General features: G+C 46.0%; 12 protein-coding genes. 9 read left to right on the plus strand and 3 right to left on the minus strand.

What is annotated here, in order from left to right:
* Positions 1-3: 3 nt before the first annotated feature.
* Positions 4-1449, minus strand: a complete 1446-nt coding sequence (locus H6F98_RS07690) for a choice-of-anchor Q domain-containing protein (protein WP_192218082.1) — start codon at positions 1447-1449, stop codon at positions 4-6.
* A gap of 563 nt (positions 1450-2012) precedes the next feature.
* Between H6F98_RS07690 and H6F98_RS07695 the strand changes: the two genes are divergently transcribed.
* From H6F98_RS07695 to H6F98_RS07725, 7 genes are all read left to right on the plus strand, one after another.
* A complete protein-coding gene (locus H6F98_RS07695) occupies positions 2013-3707 on the plus strand; it encodes an efflux RND transporter periplasmic adaptor subunit (RefSeq protein ID WP_192218114.1) in 1695 nt (564 codons plus the stop codon).
* Positions 3708-3775: 68 nt separating this feature from the next.
* Positions 3776-6901 carry an efflux RND transporter permease subunit gene (locus H6F98_RS07700; protein ID WP_192218083.1) on the plus strand — a complete coding sequence of 1042 codons (3126 nt, stop codon included), beginning with the start codon at positions 3776-3778 and terminating at the stop codon, positions 6899-6901.
* A gap of 147 nt (positions 6902-7048) precedes the next feature.
* Positions 7049-7360, plus strand: coding sequence for a hypothetical protein (locus H6F98_RS07705; protein ID WP_192218084.1), 312 nt, complete (start codon positions 7049-7051; stop codon positions 7358-7360).
* Positions 7361-7527: 167 nt separating this feature from the next.
* Entirely contained in the window at positions 7528-8025 is a 498-nt protein-coding gene (locus H6F98_RS07710; protein ID WP_192218085.1) for a hypothetical protein, read from the plus strand.
* 152 nt (positions 8026-8177) lie between these two features.
* The gene (gene rppA / locus H6F98_RS07715) at positions 8178-8882 is read left to right on the plus strand and encodes a two-component system response regulator RppA (protein ID WP_192218086.1); all 705 of its coding nucleotides are present in this window, start codon (positions 8178-8180) and stop codon (positions 8880-8882) included.
* Entirely contained in the window at positions 8869-10293 is a 1425-nt protein-coding gene (rppB, locus tag H6F98_RS07720; protein ID WP_192218087.1) for a two-component system sensor histidine kinase RppB, read from the plus strand. Before rppA ends, rppB begins: the two co-directional genes overlap by 14 nt.
* 101 nt (positions 10294-10394) lie before the next feature.
* The gene (locus H6F98_RS07725; protein ID WP_192218088.1) at positions 10395-11279 is read left to right on the plus strand and encodes a carboxylesterase; all 885 of its coding nucleotides are present in this window, start codon (positions 10395-10397) and stop codon (positions 11277-11279) included.
* Here H6F98_RS07725 and H6F98_RS07730 read toward each other — a convergent pair.
* Together H6F98_RS07730 and H6F98_RS07735 are read right to left on the minus strand one after the other, a co-directional pair.
* Positions 11268-12176, minus strand: coding sequence for a YihY/virulence factor BrkB family protein (locus H6F98_RS07730; protein ID WP_192218089.1), 909 nt, complete (start codon positions 12174-12176; stop codon positions 11268-11270). The genes H6F98_RS07725 and H6F98_RS07730 overlap by 12 nt on opposite strands.
* Before the next feature lie 196 nt (positions 12177-12372).
* Complete coding sequence (locus tag H6F98_RS07735) at positions 12373-12609, minus strand: hypothetical protein (protein WP_192218090.1); 237 nt, start codon at positions 12607-12609, stop codon at positions 12373-12375.
* 533 nt (positions 12610-13142) lie between these two features.
* On the opposite strand from H6F98_RS07735, the gene H6F98_RS07740 reads away from it, so the two are divergent.
* Positions 13143-13895, plus strand: coding sequence for a DUF4058 family protein (locus H6F98_RS07740; protein ID WP_192218091.1), 753 nt, complete (start codon positions 13143-13145; stop codon positions 13893-13895).
* A 137-nt stretch (positions 13896-14032) separates the two neighbouring features.
* On the plus strand, positions 14033-15253 hold the full coding sequence (locus H6F98_RS07745; RefSeq protein WP_192218092.1) for a GTPase domain-containing protein: 1221 nt from the start codon (positions 14033-14035) through the stop codon (positions 15251-15253).
* Positions 15254-15291: the final 38 nt, after the last annotated feature.

Genomic DNA, 15291 nt, shown 5'->3' on the forward strand with positions numbered 1-15291 from the left:
GTGTCAATCCGCCTCAAAAGCACCGATGTCACACGCGCCCCCCTGGGGTCTAGCAACACCTCGTTGATCAGTTGCAGGACAGGCGGCATTGTTAGCCGCATCAATTGCTGGACTACCTGGTAGTAGTGCCACCGTCTCAGTCGAACCTCCATTATTAGCGAGAGAAGCAAGAAGTGGGTCAGCGATGGGGATACCTGTACCGCAGTCAGCGTCATTGGGATTGTTAGCGGCAAATTGCAGATTGTTGCCACCATTAGTTAAGGCATCCAAGCAATTATTTTTGATAATCGAGTTACCACCATTACTTGCCGTGTTGTTGGCAATGATCACATTGGTAATCGTGGTTGCTGTCCCTCCAAAAATTCCCCCACCTTCAAATCCCGCAGAATTATTTGCGATCGTGGTGTTGGTAATGTTGATTGTGCCGCCCGTTCGCATAATCCCGCCGCCTATTCCACTTCCATCAGCACTAATCGCTTGATTCCCAAAAATTGTGCTGTTGGTAATATTCACTGTTAAACCGTTACCACTCCAAAGACCACCCCCCTGACTACTCGCTGTATTTCCAGAAAGGGTAGTATTAACCAGACTAAGGGCAGTATTTGCGCCCCCACCAATGCTGAAAATTCCTCCACCGAATCCTTGATTACCTGTGCCAGTCACGCTATTACCAGACAACGTTGAATTTTCAATCGTGTTGGTATTGTTGTTATAAAGTTGACTAAAGATCGCACCTCCCTGAAGAACAGCCGTGTTATTGGTGAAGCTACTACTGCGGATAATAATTTTTCCGTTATCCCCCTTAGCCCCATCAATGAAAATTGCACCACCCCCACCGCCTGAGCCAGAACGAACGGATTCATTGCCTGTAAAGGTACTGTTATCAACCGTTAAATCACTCAATAAGTTGTGAATGGCACCACCATTTCCAGCTTGATTTCCATCAAAGGAACTCTTCTCGATAATTGCCGTTCCCTCACTTTGAATATAAATTGCACCCCCACCATCGAACTCTCCCCCTTTCGTAGATATGTTATTGCTAAATGTGCAACCAACAACCCTTAGCTTTCCTTGAAACCCACTGGAAATACCGCCTCCCTGGTCAGTTGTAAAACCATTGGCAATAGTGAGGTTCTTAACAGTAAATTCGATGCCGTTTTGAGTGGAAAAAATTCGATTTCGTCCTCTACCACTCAGTGTGATTAAGCTTTGACCGTTAGTCATACCATCGATTAAGGTATTAGTCGCAACTACCTTTTCTCTAGTTATGGAAATTGTGTGAGGATTTGCACCGCAATTGAAATAAACATTGCCACCATCCGCTAAAGCTCTATTCAAAGCCGCTTCTGTACAGCTTGCAGGTGTTCCTGTGCCAACTATCCCAACAGCAGAAGCAGGTTGAGCTGAAGTAATGGTTAATGTAAGACTCACGCCTAGGAGAGTGAGCATAGGAAGCCATGTTCTTTTGGTAAAACTAGACTTCCCTGAAGTTTTAGGAGAGTTGAACGTATGCACAGACTAATTTTTGAGTGTGAAGTTGATTGAAGCTAGGAGCTTTAATAAGGTTAGAACACAAGACCTAACTTGAAGGATATATAGCAATCCTTTTTGAATTCAAAGCTTGTGGTACCTTTGTACTAAATTCGTACTGATCAGTTATGTCTATTGGGATGGAGCTAGTATCACCACCAGTACGGGAGAGCCGGATTTCCTACTAATGAGGTAGGAACATTTCATCGTGATTTCATTTTTGGGTGAAAAACTGGCTAGTAAGTGCAGATGCGGTACTTCAAGAGTGAAACTTGTAAATGCTCTTTAGTGAGCCACCACCTCTGTGAAACATAAATACTTAGTGCAGTGTGGCGGAAATGACTACGCAGTTGAAAAAGGTTAAAAAGTTTACCTTACAAGTTTTCTTTCATAAAAGCCTTCTGCCTCCTGCCCTCTTGCACTAGATCAAATGCCCTTCTTTTGCCGTTCCTCTGCTCTATCGGGACTCAATGACATTCCCAATGACGCGCAACTGTGACCCCCAACGCCCTGCACCGCTCCGTTGTGTTTCTTTTGCACTCCTGAGCTTTATGCTAATAACGATTCCCGTAGCTGTTTTAGCCCACGGCGGACACGGAAACGAATTTCAGCACACAGACGAAGCCAGTCAATCTACTGGTTCTATTCAGGTTGATGCCGAAACCGCCAAACGACTGGGAATTAAAGTTGAGCCAGTCAAACGCCAACAGCTAGCGGTTGGGATAAAAACCACGGGTCAGATTGAAACCCTGCCCAACAAAAAAGTGGAGGTGACTGCACCGATTCCAGGGAAAGTCGTTGAGCTATTGGTGGAACCTGGTGCTTCTGTGAGAGCAGGTCAACCTGTCGCTGTCCTAGCTGCACCAGACTTAGTGGATCTGCGCGTCGAATCCCAGGAAAAAGAAGCAGAAGCCCAAGCCGATTTACAGCAAGCTCAAGCGGACTTGAGACTAGCTGAACGAAATCTAGAGAGTCAACGTCAAATTGCCGTTGCTGAGATTGAACAAGCTCGCACCGAAGTTGAGGTAGCTCGCGAACAATATGACAAAGACCAAGGTTTGGTGAGTGCAGGAGCGCTGCCACGACGCCAGATGCTGGAATCGCGATCGCACCTGAGAGAAGGCGAGGCTCAACTCGTCAAGGCAACGAGTAGCCGGGAAGTTCTGGAAGCAGAGAACCAACTCAAACGCGCCCAAGCCGCTGTTGAGGTAGCCCAGTCCCGTATCCGCCTGAGTGATACCGCCTATCAGACAAGGCTGCAACAATTGGGAACTCGTGCCAATGACAAAGGACTGGTGACGGTGACATCTCCTATCTCTGGCACAGTTAGCGATCGCGAAGTAACCCTCGGTCAAGCCTTCGAGGATGCAGGCGGCAAGTTAATGACGATTGTGAATGACAATCGTGTTTTTGCGACCGCGAATATCTACGAAAAAGATTTAGACAAAGTCAAGACGGGTCAACAGGTGAGCGTCAAGGTCAGTAGCTTGCCTAAACGTACCTTCAGCGGACGGATTGCCACGATCGCCTCGGTGGTAGAAGGGGAAACGCGGGTGGTGCCAGTAAAAGCCGAACTGGACAACCCTGGCGGAGTACTCAAACCAGGGATGTTTGCCGAACTAGAAGTCCTAACAGACCGAACGGCGGCAGCTATCTTAGCCATTCCTACTTCAGCCGTGGTTGAGGCGGACGGCAAGAAACAAGTCTATCTCCAAAATGGCAATGCCTATCAGCCTGTTGAAGTCACGTTAGGTCAAACGTCCGGGGACATGGTTGAGGTGAAAACAGGTCTATTTGAGGGGGATTTGGTTGTCACCCAGCGATCGCCTCAACTTTATGCTCAATCATTGCGAGGTGGTAGTACCGCTAATGCCGACGAGGCACATGATCAGGCTCCTGCACCCTCTCAGGCGACTGATTCTAACAAGAGTGGTTCTCAGCTTCCTTGGTGGTTGGTCATCCCGGCAGGGGGCGCGATCGCTGTTGGCACTTTTTGGGCTGGAGCTTCCTGGGCTGCACGTCGAACCGAGCGTCGGCTGCTGTCAGTAGGCAACATGGAGTACAACGCCCTTAGCTATGAAACAGAGCCTCATCTCAACAACTCCAAGCAGCCGATCGCGTCTCATTCTAGCTCTCGTCTTGGGGAGCATGACGAGCCTCAAGAACCGCGCTCTTAAACGAGTGATGAGTTTTGAATTAAAAAAGCTCCTTAACTCAAAAGTATATTTTTAGCTAATACTTAAAGATGCTGAGCGCTATTATCAAATGGGCGATCGCGAAACGCTGGCTGGTCATCCTCGGTACAATTGTTGTTACCTTTTGGATATTTCGCACGATCATCCAGATGCCACTGGATGTCTTCCCTAGCTTTGCCCCTCCCCAAGTTGAAATTCAAACCGAAGCCCCCGGACTTGCGCCAGAAGAATTGGAATCTCTGGTAACTTTACCGATTGAGAGTGCGATTAACGGGACACCAGGAGTGACAGCGGTACGCTCTTCTAGTGCTGCGGGGATTTCCGTTGTCAAAATCATTTTTAACTGGGGAACCGATATTTATCAAGCTCGGCAGCTAGTAACAGAGCGACTACAGCAAGCGGCAAGTAAGCTTCCTGAAGGGGTGGAAACGCCACAAATTTCTCCGATTAGCTCCCCTGTCGGCACTGTACTCCAATATGCCTTCACCTCCCAAACAACGTCCCTAATGGAAGTGCGGCGTATTGTTGATTGGCAAGTAACCAATCGTCTTTTGGCTGTTCCTGGCGTTAGTCAAGTGGTAGCGTATGGCGGCGATATCCGCCAGTATCAAGTATTAGTTGATCCAGAGAAACTAAAAGCCTTTAATGTCTCTCTAGAAGACGTTGTGGAAGCATCATCCGCTGCCAATGTTAATGCTCCGGGTGGCTATTTAATCACCCCTGACCGAGAAAAGCTAATCCGGGGTATTGGGCGGATTGAATCGATCGAAGACTTACAGCAATCGGTAATTACGGCTCGCGATGGTAAGCCTGTCAACATAGCAGATGTCGCTGACGTACAAATTGGTGCAGAACTCAAACGCGGCGATGGCAGCTTTAATGGTCAAAAGGCAATTATCGTGATGATTAATAAACAGCCTCTTGCCGATACTCCCACTGTCACCCGTGCGATTGAAGCGGCAATGGAAGAGGTGAGAGCAGGCTTACCTAAAGATATAAAAGTTACTGCTACATTTCGTCAGGAAAATTACATCGATTCTTCTATTGAGAATGTGAGGGAGGCTTTAGTTGAAGGCAGCATTATTGTTGCCCTTATCCTTATCCCCTTTTTGATGAATTGGCGAAACCTTGCTATTTGTCTAACGGCTCTTCCCTTGTCTTTGCTAATCGGAGTCCTACTCCTCAATTGGCTGGGACAAGGTTTGAATACGATGACTTTAGGAGGACTAGCAGTAGCCATTGGTTCAGCCGTTGATGATGCGATTGTAGACGCGGAGAATGTCTTCCGTTCTCTGAGGGAAAATAAATATTCTCCCAACCCCCGTCCCGTTTTGGATGTTGTATTTGAAGGTTGCCAAGAGGTACGCGACTCAGTGTTCGGAGCCACCATCATTACAATCGTTGTCTTCTCCCCAATTTTCGCTTTGACTGGCGTAGAAGGTAGCATTTTTATTCCAATGGGCTTGGGCTATATGGCGGCAGTTATCGCTTCTAGCGTGACGGCTTTAACAGTGACTCCGGCTTTATGCGCCATCTTACTACCTCACGGTCGTTTGCCAGAACGGGAACCTTGGGTAGCGAGATTTTTTAAGCGGCTTTATCATCCCCTTTTAACGTTTTCTCTGCGTTGTTCTGGAATTATCTTGAGCCTCGCCATTGCTAGTTTTGTGGCGGCAATTCTCATTGTTCCAACCTTGGGACGGGTGTTTTTACCAGAGTTTCAGGAGCAAACTTTGGTGAATACCGTGCTGCTATATCCTGGTGTATCTCTAGAAACGACCAATAGCGCTGGAGGAGCAATTCAAGAGGCACTTAAGGGTGATGCCAGATTTCCCTACGTGCAGTTGCGATCGGGACGTGCGCCAGGGGATGCTGATGCAGGGGGGGTCAATTTGGGGCATTTGGACATCGAGTTGAGCGAAGCCGGAATGGAAAACCGGGAGGAGACGATTGAGAAGCTACGGGAGGAATTTGCCAAATTACCAGGAGTAGCGCCTAATATTGGCGGTTTTATCTCTCACCGAATGGATGAAGTTTTGTCTGGGGTCAGAAGTGCGATCGCAGTTAAAATTTTCGGACCCGATTTAGAACAACTTCGCATCATTGGGCAACAAGTTAATGATGTGATGAAAACGGTTGAGGGAATCGTAGATTTACAACTCGAACCCCAAGTGCCAATTGAACAGATCCAAATCAAATTTGACCGAGCTGCTGCTTCTCGATATGGTCTTCAGGTCGGACAACTTTCTGAAATTATTGAAACAGCACTCAATGGGCGAGTCGTATCCCAAGTCTTAGAAAAGCAACAAACCTTCGACCTCGTGGTGTGGTTAAAGCCAGATGCTCGTCAAAATCTGGATACCATTCGCAATTTACTAGTTGATACTCCCAACAATCAAAAAATTCCTTTAGCCCAAGTTGCAATAATTGATAACGGCACGGGTCCGAATACCATCAACCGCGAGAATGTTTCCCGATTGATCGTTGTGGCGGCTAATGCGAAGGGGAGAGATTTGCGTTCTGTTGTGAATGAAATCCAAGACAAAGTTAAGCAACAAGTGCAAGTTCCAGCTGGTTACTATATCCAGTATGCGGGTCAATTTGAGGCACAAGAACGAGCCACCCAGAACATTTTAATTTCCAGTGCTATAGCCTTTGTCGTCATTACGGTAATCATGTACCTTTCTGTTAAATCCATCCCCTCTACCGCCGCAATCATGATTAATTTGCCTTTAGCTTTGGTAGGGGGAGTATTTTCGGTCGCTTTGACTGGAGGCATCGTTTCCATTGCCTCTCTAGTTGGCTTTATTACCTTGTTTGGGGTTGCCACCCGTAATGGACTGCTACTGGTGGACAACTACAATACTAAGTTTGCAGAAGGGATGCCCTTTAAAGAAGTTCTGATTTCTGGGTCGATGGAACGGCTCAACGCCATCCTGATGACGGCTTTCACCTCTGCACTGGGTTTAGCACCCCTGGTAGTAGAGGGTGGACCAGGGAAGGAAATTCTGCAACCACTTTCTATAGTGGTGCTGGGTGGGTTGTTTACTTCTACAGCATTAACGCTAATGGTATTACCAGCGTTGTACGTCAAATTTGGGAAATTCTTAGTGCCTAAACAAATACCACCAATTTCTGAAAACGGGAGGGTAGTCAAAGCCGTTGTTGAGAGGTGATTGTCTTGCCCTTATTTGTCAGGATTGATTTAGTAGGTTATGCGAAATCCTTGAATGACTAGCTTGACTCTCCACTTGACTAGAGAGTCTAGTATGGCTTTAGTTCGCTAAGAATCAATAAATTCACACAAGCACGGAGAGTAAAAGATGAGCCTGACTACACGAGCTAAGACAGTATTGAGTGGCGCGATCGCTTGTATGGCATTGCTAACGTTGACAGCGAGTCCAACGCTAGCAGACACTCACAATGAGACTGTGACACCTACTACAGCCTCCAGTACCAATGAGGCAAAGCCGACTCAAGAGCAGACGAGCCAAACAACAGCGCAAACGAACCAGACGCCACAGCAACCCAACCAAACGGGATGTAGCTGTTGCAAAAACATGATGAACAATATGCCAGGAATGATGAACAATATGCCGAGAATGATGGGTGGACAGAGCAATCAATCCAGATAGGACTTTCTCCTTGCTACCCCCTAGTGCGCGTAGATTCCCTTATGAGTTTTTAGCAGGGGGATAGGCTCGAATTACCAAACAGCGGCACCATCTCTGTTTTGAGTTAGTGCTGCTATTTTGTTATGGAAAAAGAAATTTGCAGTTGTTTAGTGTTAGGAACCAAAAGTATGAAATCTCTCAAGTTTATGTTGATTGCTCTAGGCAGTATCAGCCTGATTTTTCTGGGCGCTTGTGGTAACAACAACCAAGCCACAAACTCAGATAGTAGCCCAACAACTACCCAACCCGCTGAATCAACAGCACAACCAACTGATGCCGCTAACACTGAGTCCTCCAGTCATACAGCCAAACCCCTAGCAGGCGGTCAAGTTGTCGAGTCAGGCTCCTACCACTTAGAGTTTGTCCCTGTGAAAGAAGATAACGGAACTCATTTAGATTTTTATTTGCAAAAAGGCGACAATCACGAAGCAATCCCTAACGCCAAAGTAACAGCTCAAGTTCAGCTACCTGATGGGACTCAAAAGACCCTTCCCCTCACCTATGACGCTGAAGGACAACACTATGCAGCTTTGCTTCCCGGAAATGCATCGGGTCAGTATCAGGTAAAAGTCACTTCGGAGATTGATGGACAAAAAGTAGATGGTCGTTTTAGTTTTAGTCAGTGACTCCTGAGCAAAACGGTCAATAAACTATTGCTACCTTTGCTACCTACTTTTTCTAAGCTGTTAGTCTCTCAAAGGCGAGGATTCTAATGCATAAAATTCACTCTTTCGGACTCGCGCTCGGTTTTTTCTATTGACGTTGACGGATTGATTTTATGAGAGTTTTGCTAGTCGAAGATGAGCCAGATTTGGGTGCGGCTATCAAGCGAGTTCTGAATCAGAATAAGTATGTCGTTGACTGGGTTCTTGATGGCACAGAAGCTTGGAACTTTCTAAATGACCAAGCAACCCAGTATACGCTGGCGATCTTCGATTGGTTACTGCCAGGACTGTCAGGATTAGAGCTACTGCATAGACTGCGATCGCAGCATAGTCCTCTGCCAGTTTTGATGCTTACAGCCAAAGACCAAATGGAAGATAAGGTAGCAGGGCTAGATGCTGGCGCGGATGACTATCTGGTGAAACCGTTTGGGATGGCAGAACTGCTGGCACGCTTAAGGGCATTGCAAAGGCGATCGCCCCAGCTTCAACCCCAACAGTTGACGGTTGGCAACCTCACCTTAGATTACAGCACCCGCACTGTTTGTTTTCAAAACCCCTTAGCCGAGCAGCAGGTGATTCTCTTAACCACTAAGGAATTCCAACTGCTGGAGTACTTCATGAAGCACCCTAATCAGGTTGTTACCAGCGACCAGATTCGGAATCAGCTATGGGAAGTGAGTGCAGAACCGATTAGTAATGTGGTAGCGGCTCAAGTCCGTCTGTTGCGTCGCAAACTAGCTTCTAGTAACCGCCTTGATTTGATTGAAACGTTGCATGGTATTGGGTATCGCTTCAATCCAACTCATGAATCAAAATAAACTGTTTAACCGAACTCGCACTCGATTGGCTCTGTGGTATGCCGGAGTCATGGGGTTGATTTTGAGCCTGTCTGGATTCGGTGTTTACGAAGCGATCGCCCACGCTCATTGGGTAGCCGTAGACCGCGAGTTGGAGTCTGTAGCAGGAACGTTGCATGACAGTATTGAACTGAAATTGAAGCAACCCGGACGCTTGGAGCCAGTTGTCGAGCAGCTTTTACCAAATCTTTGCTTAGCCGGAGGCAACTGCATGAAAGAGCAGTTGAGTCCCGATCGCCATATTCTAAGCGCCGTTAACCAAGGTAACTACTATATCCGTTTCTTTGATACTTCAGGGCAGCTAATTGCCATAGCGGGTGTCCATCTACAGGGACTCCCTCAAGTGTTAAACAAGGAACGCTGGCAAACCCTAAACGATGGCAAAGGCAACGTTTATCATCAAATTTCTCTATCGCTACATACCCAAGACAATCGTGATTGGGGGTACTTTCAAGTGGGGCGGAGTCTCAAAGACTTCAACGACTACCTCAATAACGTCAAATGGATTTTGAAATTGGGATTACCAACGATATTGATTCTGGTAGGTGTCTCCAGTTGGTGGTTAGCCCTTTTAGCGATGCAACCCATTTACCAATCCTATAAGCAGATCCAACAGTTTACAGCGGATGCTGCCCACGAGTTGCGGACGCCTCTAGCCGCGACACAAGCGACGGTAGAATCAGTGCGTTCGGTGCCTCAGTTGGATGAAAAAGAGGTGCAGGACATCCTAGACACAATCGGGCGTCAGAATCGGCGACTGATTCAACTGGTTGCCGATTTGTTGCTCTTGGCGCGTTTGGAGCAACAAGCCTTGCCACGGCGACACCAGATGAGTTGTCTAAATGATCTTGTCAGCGATTTAGTCGAGGAATTTGCCGCGTTGGCACTCTCCAAATCAGTGACGCTGACTTCTTTGCTACGGATACATAATCCACTGAACGTTATCGGTGATGAGGAGCAGCTTTATCGCCTGGTTTCTAACTTAATTATTAATGCTATCCAATACAGCCCTGCTGGGGGTCAGGTAACAGTTGTCTTAGATCGCAGCGAACATCAGGCTCTGATTCATATTCAAGATACAGGCATTGGCATTGCACTTTCGGAGCAAACGCAGATTTTTGATCGCTTCTATCGAGTCAATAGCGATCGCTCTCGCCACACGGGTGGGTCAGGATTGGGACTTGCGATCGCCCAGGCGATCATGCATGCACACCAGGGCAGCCTACAAGTGCAGAGTGAATTGGGCAAAGGTAGCACGTTCACCATTCGATTACCCTTGGGAGTTACATCGCCTGAAAGCGATCGCTCTAGGTTTCAATTCAAACGGCTGTATCGCCACCTATCCAAAAAGAAGTTTGGATTCAAAAGGTAGAGCCAGCAGCTTACAAGGAAACTGATTTTTACCCCTAACGGTAGTTTTTTCGCACTCCTAATTAGGCGAATGGTAAGGAAGAAGTAAAAACCGTTGATTATATGTTCGACTACTCCACCACAACAGCCGCAATTGTTGAACAAGCTAAAACCCGTGAGGACGCACTACCAATCCGGAACGAAAAGTGCCGCTCGAATTTTTTTTTCCAACCCCACCCCACCCCTAAAGTTTTTCTATTCTTCCACGGGTTTACGGCTGGTCCCTATCAGTTTGAGCCATTAGGAGAAGCCTTATTTCAGTCAGGCTACAACGTCCTCGCTCCCTTACAACCCGGTCATGGAATAGCAGGAGATTGGGATGGTGATAATCCCCCGCCTCTTCCAGAAGATCCTCAAGTTTATTTGAAGTTTGTACAAGAGTGGTTCCAACAAGCGAAACTCTTAGGAGAACAGGTGATAATTGGAGGCTACTCTACGGGGGGTATCTTAGCCGCTTGGTTAGCCTTCAAATATCCCGATCAAATTTATCGAACCCTACTCTTTGCTCCCTACCTAAGTGGTAATAATCTGCTGGTAGATTGGCTTGTAGAAACTCTTCCGTTTTACTACGAGTGGCTCAACAAAGATAATCCAGGGAACTTTGGCTATAATGGCTTTCGCATTCCTGCTGCACGAATCTTTCTAGATATGGGACAGGAGATTCTTGAGCGAGCAAAACATACTCCTACCACCCCGATGTTGATTGTTTCCAGTGAAAAAGATGGAGCGACAAACCGTCATGAGCATCAGGAGTTGTTTGAATCCGTACTCAAGTATCAGGCAAAATCTTGGTATCACTGCTTTGATAAAGAGCTAGATATCCCGCATACGATGATGACTGAACCTGAGGGAAATCACTATCTTTATCAACTCATCAATCTAGCGAAAACTTATATCGAAAGCGAACTAACTTGGGCTGAGGTACAGGAAAAAGGCTTACCGATCTAATTCCCTACAAGAGGTTTTAGGAACTTGCAGCGCATACTCTGCCGGAACAATTTTTTTACCCCATCTTCTGGTGTAAACCTGCGTAAATTCTGCCCCCAAGAACAAAATCTGAGCGGAATAAAAAACCCAAGTCAGAATAATTACCAACGAGCCTGCTGCACCATAGGCAGAGGCAAAACTATTATGACCTAGATAAAATCCTAAAAGAGATTTGCCGATATTGAATAGCACTGCCGTAATTGCTGCACCCATCCAGACATCCTTCCAAGCAATCTTGGCATCCGGCAGAATTTTAAATATCATCGCAAACAACAGCGTGACAATGCTAAACGAAACAAGAGCATTGAGAATTTGCCACAAGTAGGTAAAACCAGGAATCAATCCCCTCAAATAATTGCCGAGAATCACAAGTAATGTGCTGACAACTAGCGACACAAGCAGTAAAAACGCAATCACTAGCACCATCGAAAATGATAGAAGGCGTTTACGAAGGAACTGCATGATGCCGTTTTCTGGCTTCGCTTGCACTTCCCAAATTTTATTGAGTGATTTTTGGAGTTGCGTGAAAATAACGCTTGCGCCGAAAAGGAGGACACCAATATTAATCAATGTGGGGATAGGGCCTTGACTTGGATCGAGTTGACTAGCATTTTCAATCGCTGTTTGGATAAACTGGGCAGCATCTGTGCCAATCACCTCCTGAATTTGCGTTACCAACTCACCTTTTGCCGCCTGTTCCCCAAATACTGCTCCTGCGATCGCAATTATGATAATCAACAACGGTGCTAGAGAAAATACCGTGTAATAGGCTAAAGCAGCTGCCATCAGCGAGGCTTGATCTTGCCTCCACTGAGACACCGTTACTTTCATCAGCCCCCAAATTTCTCCGATGCTCATCAACACAGGTTCCTGAGGTCACATTAGACTCAACCCTATATCATTTTCCCAATCACAAGCCCTTCACACTAGTCCCACAAGATATACTTTCGTTTGACAAGATGGCGCTGAATCGCACGGCGACATCAATCTGACAATAGCGATGCCTCAGCGTTCATCGAGTGTTCAACCGGATTTGAGCGTCATTCCTTCTCACTTATCGGACTGTTACAGTTAAGGTCAAATTGCTCATACCCCATACTTTAAAGAACTGGTCAAATAACACTTCACTGGCAGATCTCATATCCCCATCCGGGTCAATAATTCCACCCTGGAGCAATTGCCCTCCATCAGTTTGCAAATCCAATCGCAATTCGCCATCATCACCTTTGTGAAGAATCAGGCTACCTCTTGCCAGGACTTGCCCCGCACGACTACTAATTGCACACCGCATTCCTTGACTCCTACTTGAATCTGCGTGATTGCCTAGGCTAACACCTCACGAGAGCTAACGGCACAAGCGTTGGTGATTGTGCCAAAACTTATTCCAGACAATGATATCAACTGGTCACAGCGAGGAATCCCTATCCTTACCGCCTATGCCTTACCCATATTTCCTGGAATCCTGTCATGCGTCGCGGGGAAGGGCGAAGCATTTGGATAGCGAGTTCCTCATTTCTGCCCTCAAGTTATTGCCCAAATGCTTTGCCCCTACAGCATCTAGGGACTTATGGGAAAGCATAGAGCCTTAACGCAGGGTGGGGGTTACTCAAACGCTTGAAACAAGATGAGGCAAAACTGTGGAATGGCAATGGCTGAATTGGTTGTCCCTAAGTCAATCCCCAGGATATCTACCTCGTTCACCGCTTGCTCCTCAATTTGGGGTCTGGACGTTTGCTTTCCTGTACTTGGAAAAAGGTATAGATATAGTAGGGATGGAGCGCATCTTTTTCCATCGTCCGTTTTCTCATTCCTTGTGTTGTGATTATGGCAGTGAGTTTTCCAGGGATGAACCCTTATATGGAAAATCCTTCTTTGTGGTCAGAGGTTCACTCCTGGCTAATTGTTGAGCTGGCGCGATCACTAAATCCCTCATTAGTACCCAAATATCGAGCTGCTGTTGAGAAACGAGTTTACTTGGATGCTCTACTGGTTGGTATTCCAGATGCGTCTGTTTTCCAGCAAACGCCTGAGGCTGAACCAAGCTCTGTTGTGGCAACTGGGGTTTTAAGCAAGCCAATTCGAGTGACAGTACCCCTGACTGAAGAAATTACTGAACGCTATCTGGAGATTCGGGAAGTAAAGACTGGGCGAGTAGTAACGGTTGTAGAAGTCCTTTCACCCAAGAATAAGCGAGTCGGTGAAGGTCGAGACAAGTATCTGACTAAGCGACAAAAGGTTTTGAACAGTGCCACTCACTTGGTTGAAATCGATTTGCTGAGAATGGGGAACTTTATGCCAATGGCAGAAGCGATTCGCTCAGACTACCGCATTCTGGTCAGTCGGGCTAATCTCCGTCCCGAAGCTGAACTCTACCCGTTTAATGTGCGCGAATCGATTCCCCAATTCTTGTTTCCTTTGCAGCCACCAGACCAAGAACCTGTGGTGAATTTATCTGAGGTTTTGAGACAGGTTTACCAGGAAGCGGCTCTAGACCTGGCGATTGATTATTCTGTGCAACCTGTTCCGCCGTTAAACGATAGTGATTTCCAGTGGGTGCAGTCGTTGATGGAATTGTAGGACGGCAACAAGGAGTGCGATCGCACTTATCACGAAAGGTACACCCGGTAAAGCACTGACAGAGGAGATAGCTTTACGGGATTGAATGAGTTAGGTTAATTGATAGTATCGTCAAATTCCTCTATCCAGAGACAGACATGAATACATATACAGTAATTCTAGTAGGACCAAGAAGCTCTGGTAAGACAGTGTTTCTGGCAAGTATGTACAAGCGACTTTCCACCCCAGGAGTCAATTTCAAGTTCTACTTAGAAGCTGATGAGAGTAGTGTTTCTGACGGAAACAAAACCATTCATCAAGAACTCGTAGATAGATACAATAATCTTGCAGACCCCAAACAACCTTGGGAACCAGGAACAATAGATATTGAGAAGTGGAACTTCACTTGCAAAATTCAAAAACCAAATTTTCAAACTTATGAAGCCTGCCGATTCACCTATGTAGATTTTGCAGGTGGTGACTTGACACAAAGGCGAAATGAAGAGTTAGAGCAGGAAATTAAGAAAGCTTCCTGTATTCTAGTACTTCTTGATGGTCAAAAGATTTTATATCTGATGCGTAATCAAGACGAAGGAAATGAAATTTTTAGAGATCTAGGAAAAATACTACCAGTTGTCAATAAAAATGAAGACTTGAAGAATCCGATCCATTGTGTCATTAGTAAATGGGATCTTCTTGAGAAGGCAGAAATTTCCCTAGAAAAGGTACGTGATAAGTTATTGGAAGACGAATCCTTTTACAATTTTGTGTACAACAGGATAGAAGGAAATTCTTCAGTTCGTTTGATTCCAGTGAGTGCAGTAGGAAAAGAATTCGCTGAGTTACAACCGGATGGAAGCATGAATAAAATGGGAAAACCTCTCAAGCCATTTTTGATAGAAGCACCTCTTGCCTGTATTTTGCCGGACAAAGTTCAAGCTGTACTGACTCAAAAAATAGAAGAAAACAAAAATCTTTTTGAACAGAACAATCAAAGCATTGATGATTCAACAAAAATAGGCTTTTGGGATTCCGTATTAGACCTTTTTGGTGGAGGAGTTGAATTATTTCGCAAAGTTATAGCTGCAGACCTGCCCCCAGAATTTCGTTTTACCGATTCATTACTAAAGAAAATAAGCGAAGCTGCAAAAGCTGGGGCACAGCAAACGCGGGAACAAGAGGCTCAGCGGATAGCAGAACTTGAGCGTCAACGCGAGGTATCTCTCAAAGCCGTTCAAGATGAACACTCAGCTCTCAATTATGCAATTGAAAGTTTTCTAGAAATTCAAGCTCGGCTTGATAAAGCTTTTCCTGCTTCTATGATTACGATTAAGGATTTACCAGAAAGACTGACAGATGAAGACTCTTGGAATCATTGAAATTAACTACTTAATAAGTATGTGTTTTCTTTGATTGT

This window comes from Microcoleus sp. FACHB-SPT15 (assembly GCF_014849525.1).
GTDB lineage: Bacteria > Cyanobacteriota > Cyanobacteriia > Cyanobacteriales > Coleofasciculaceae > Symplocastrum > Symplocastrum torsivum.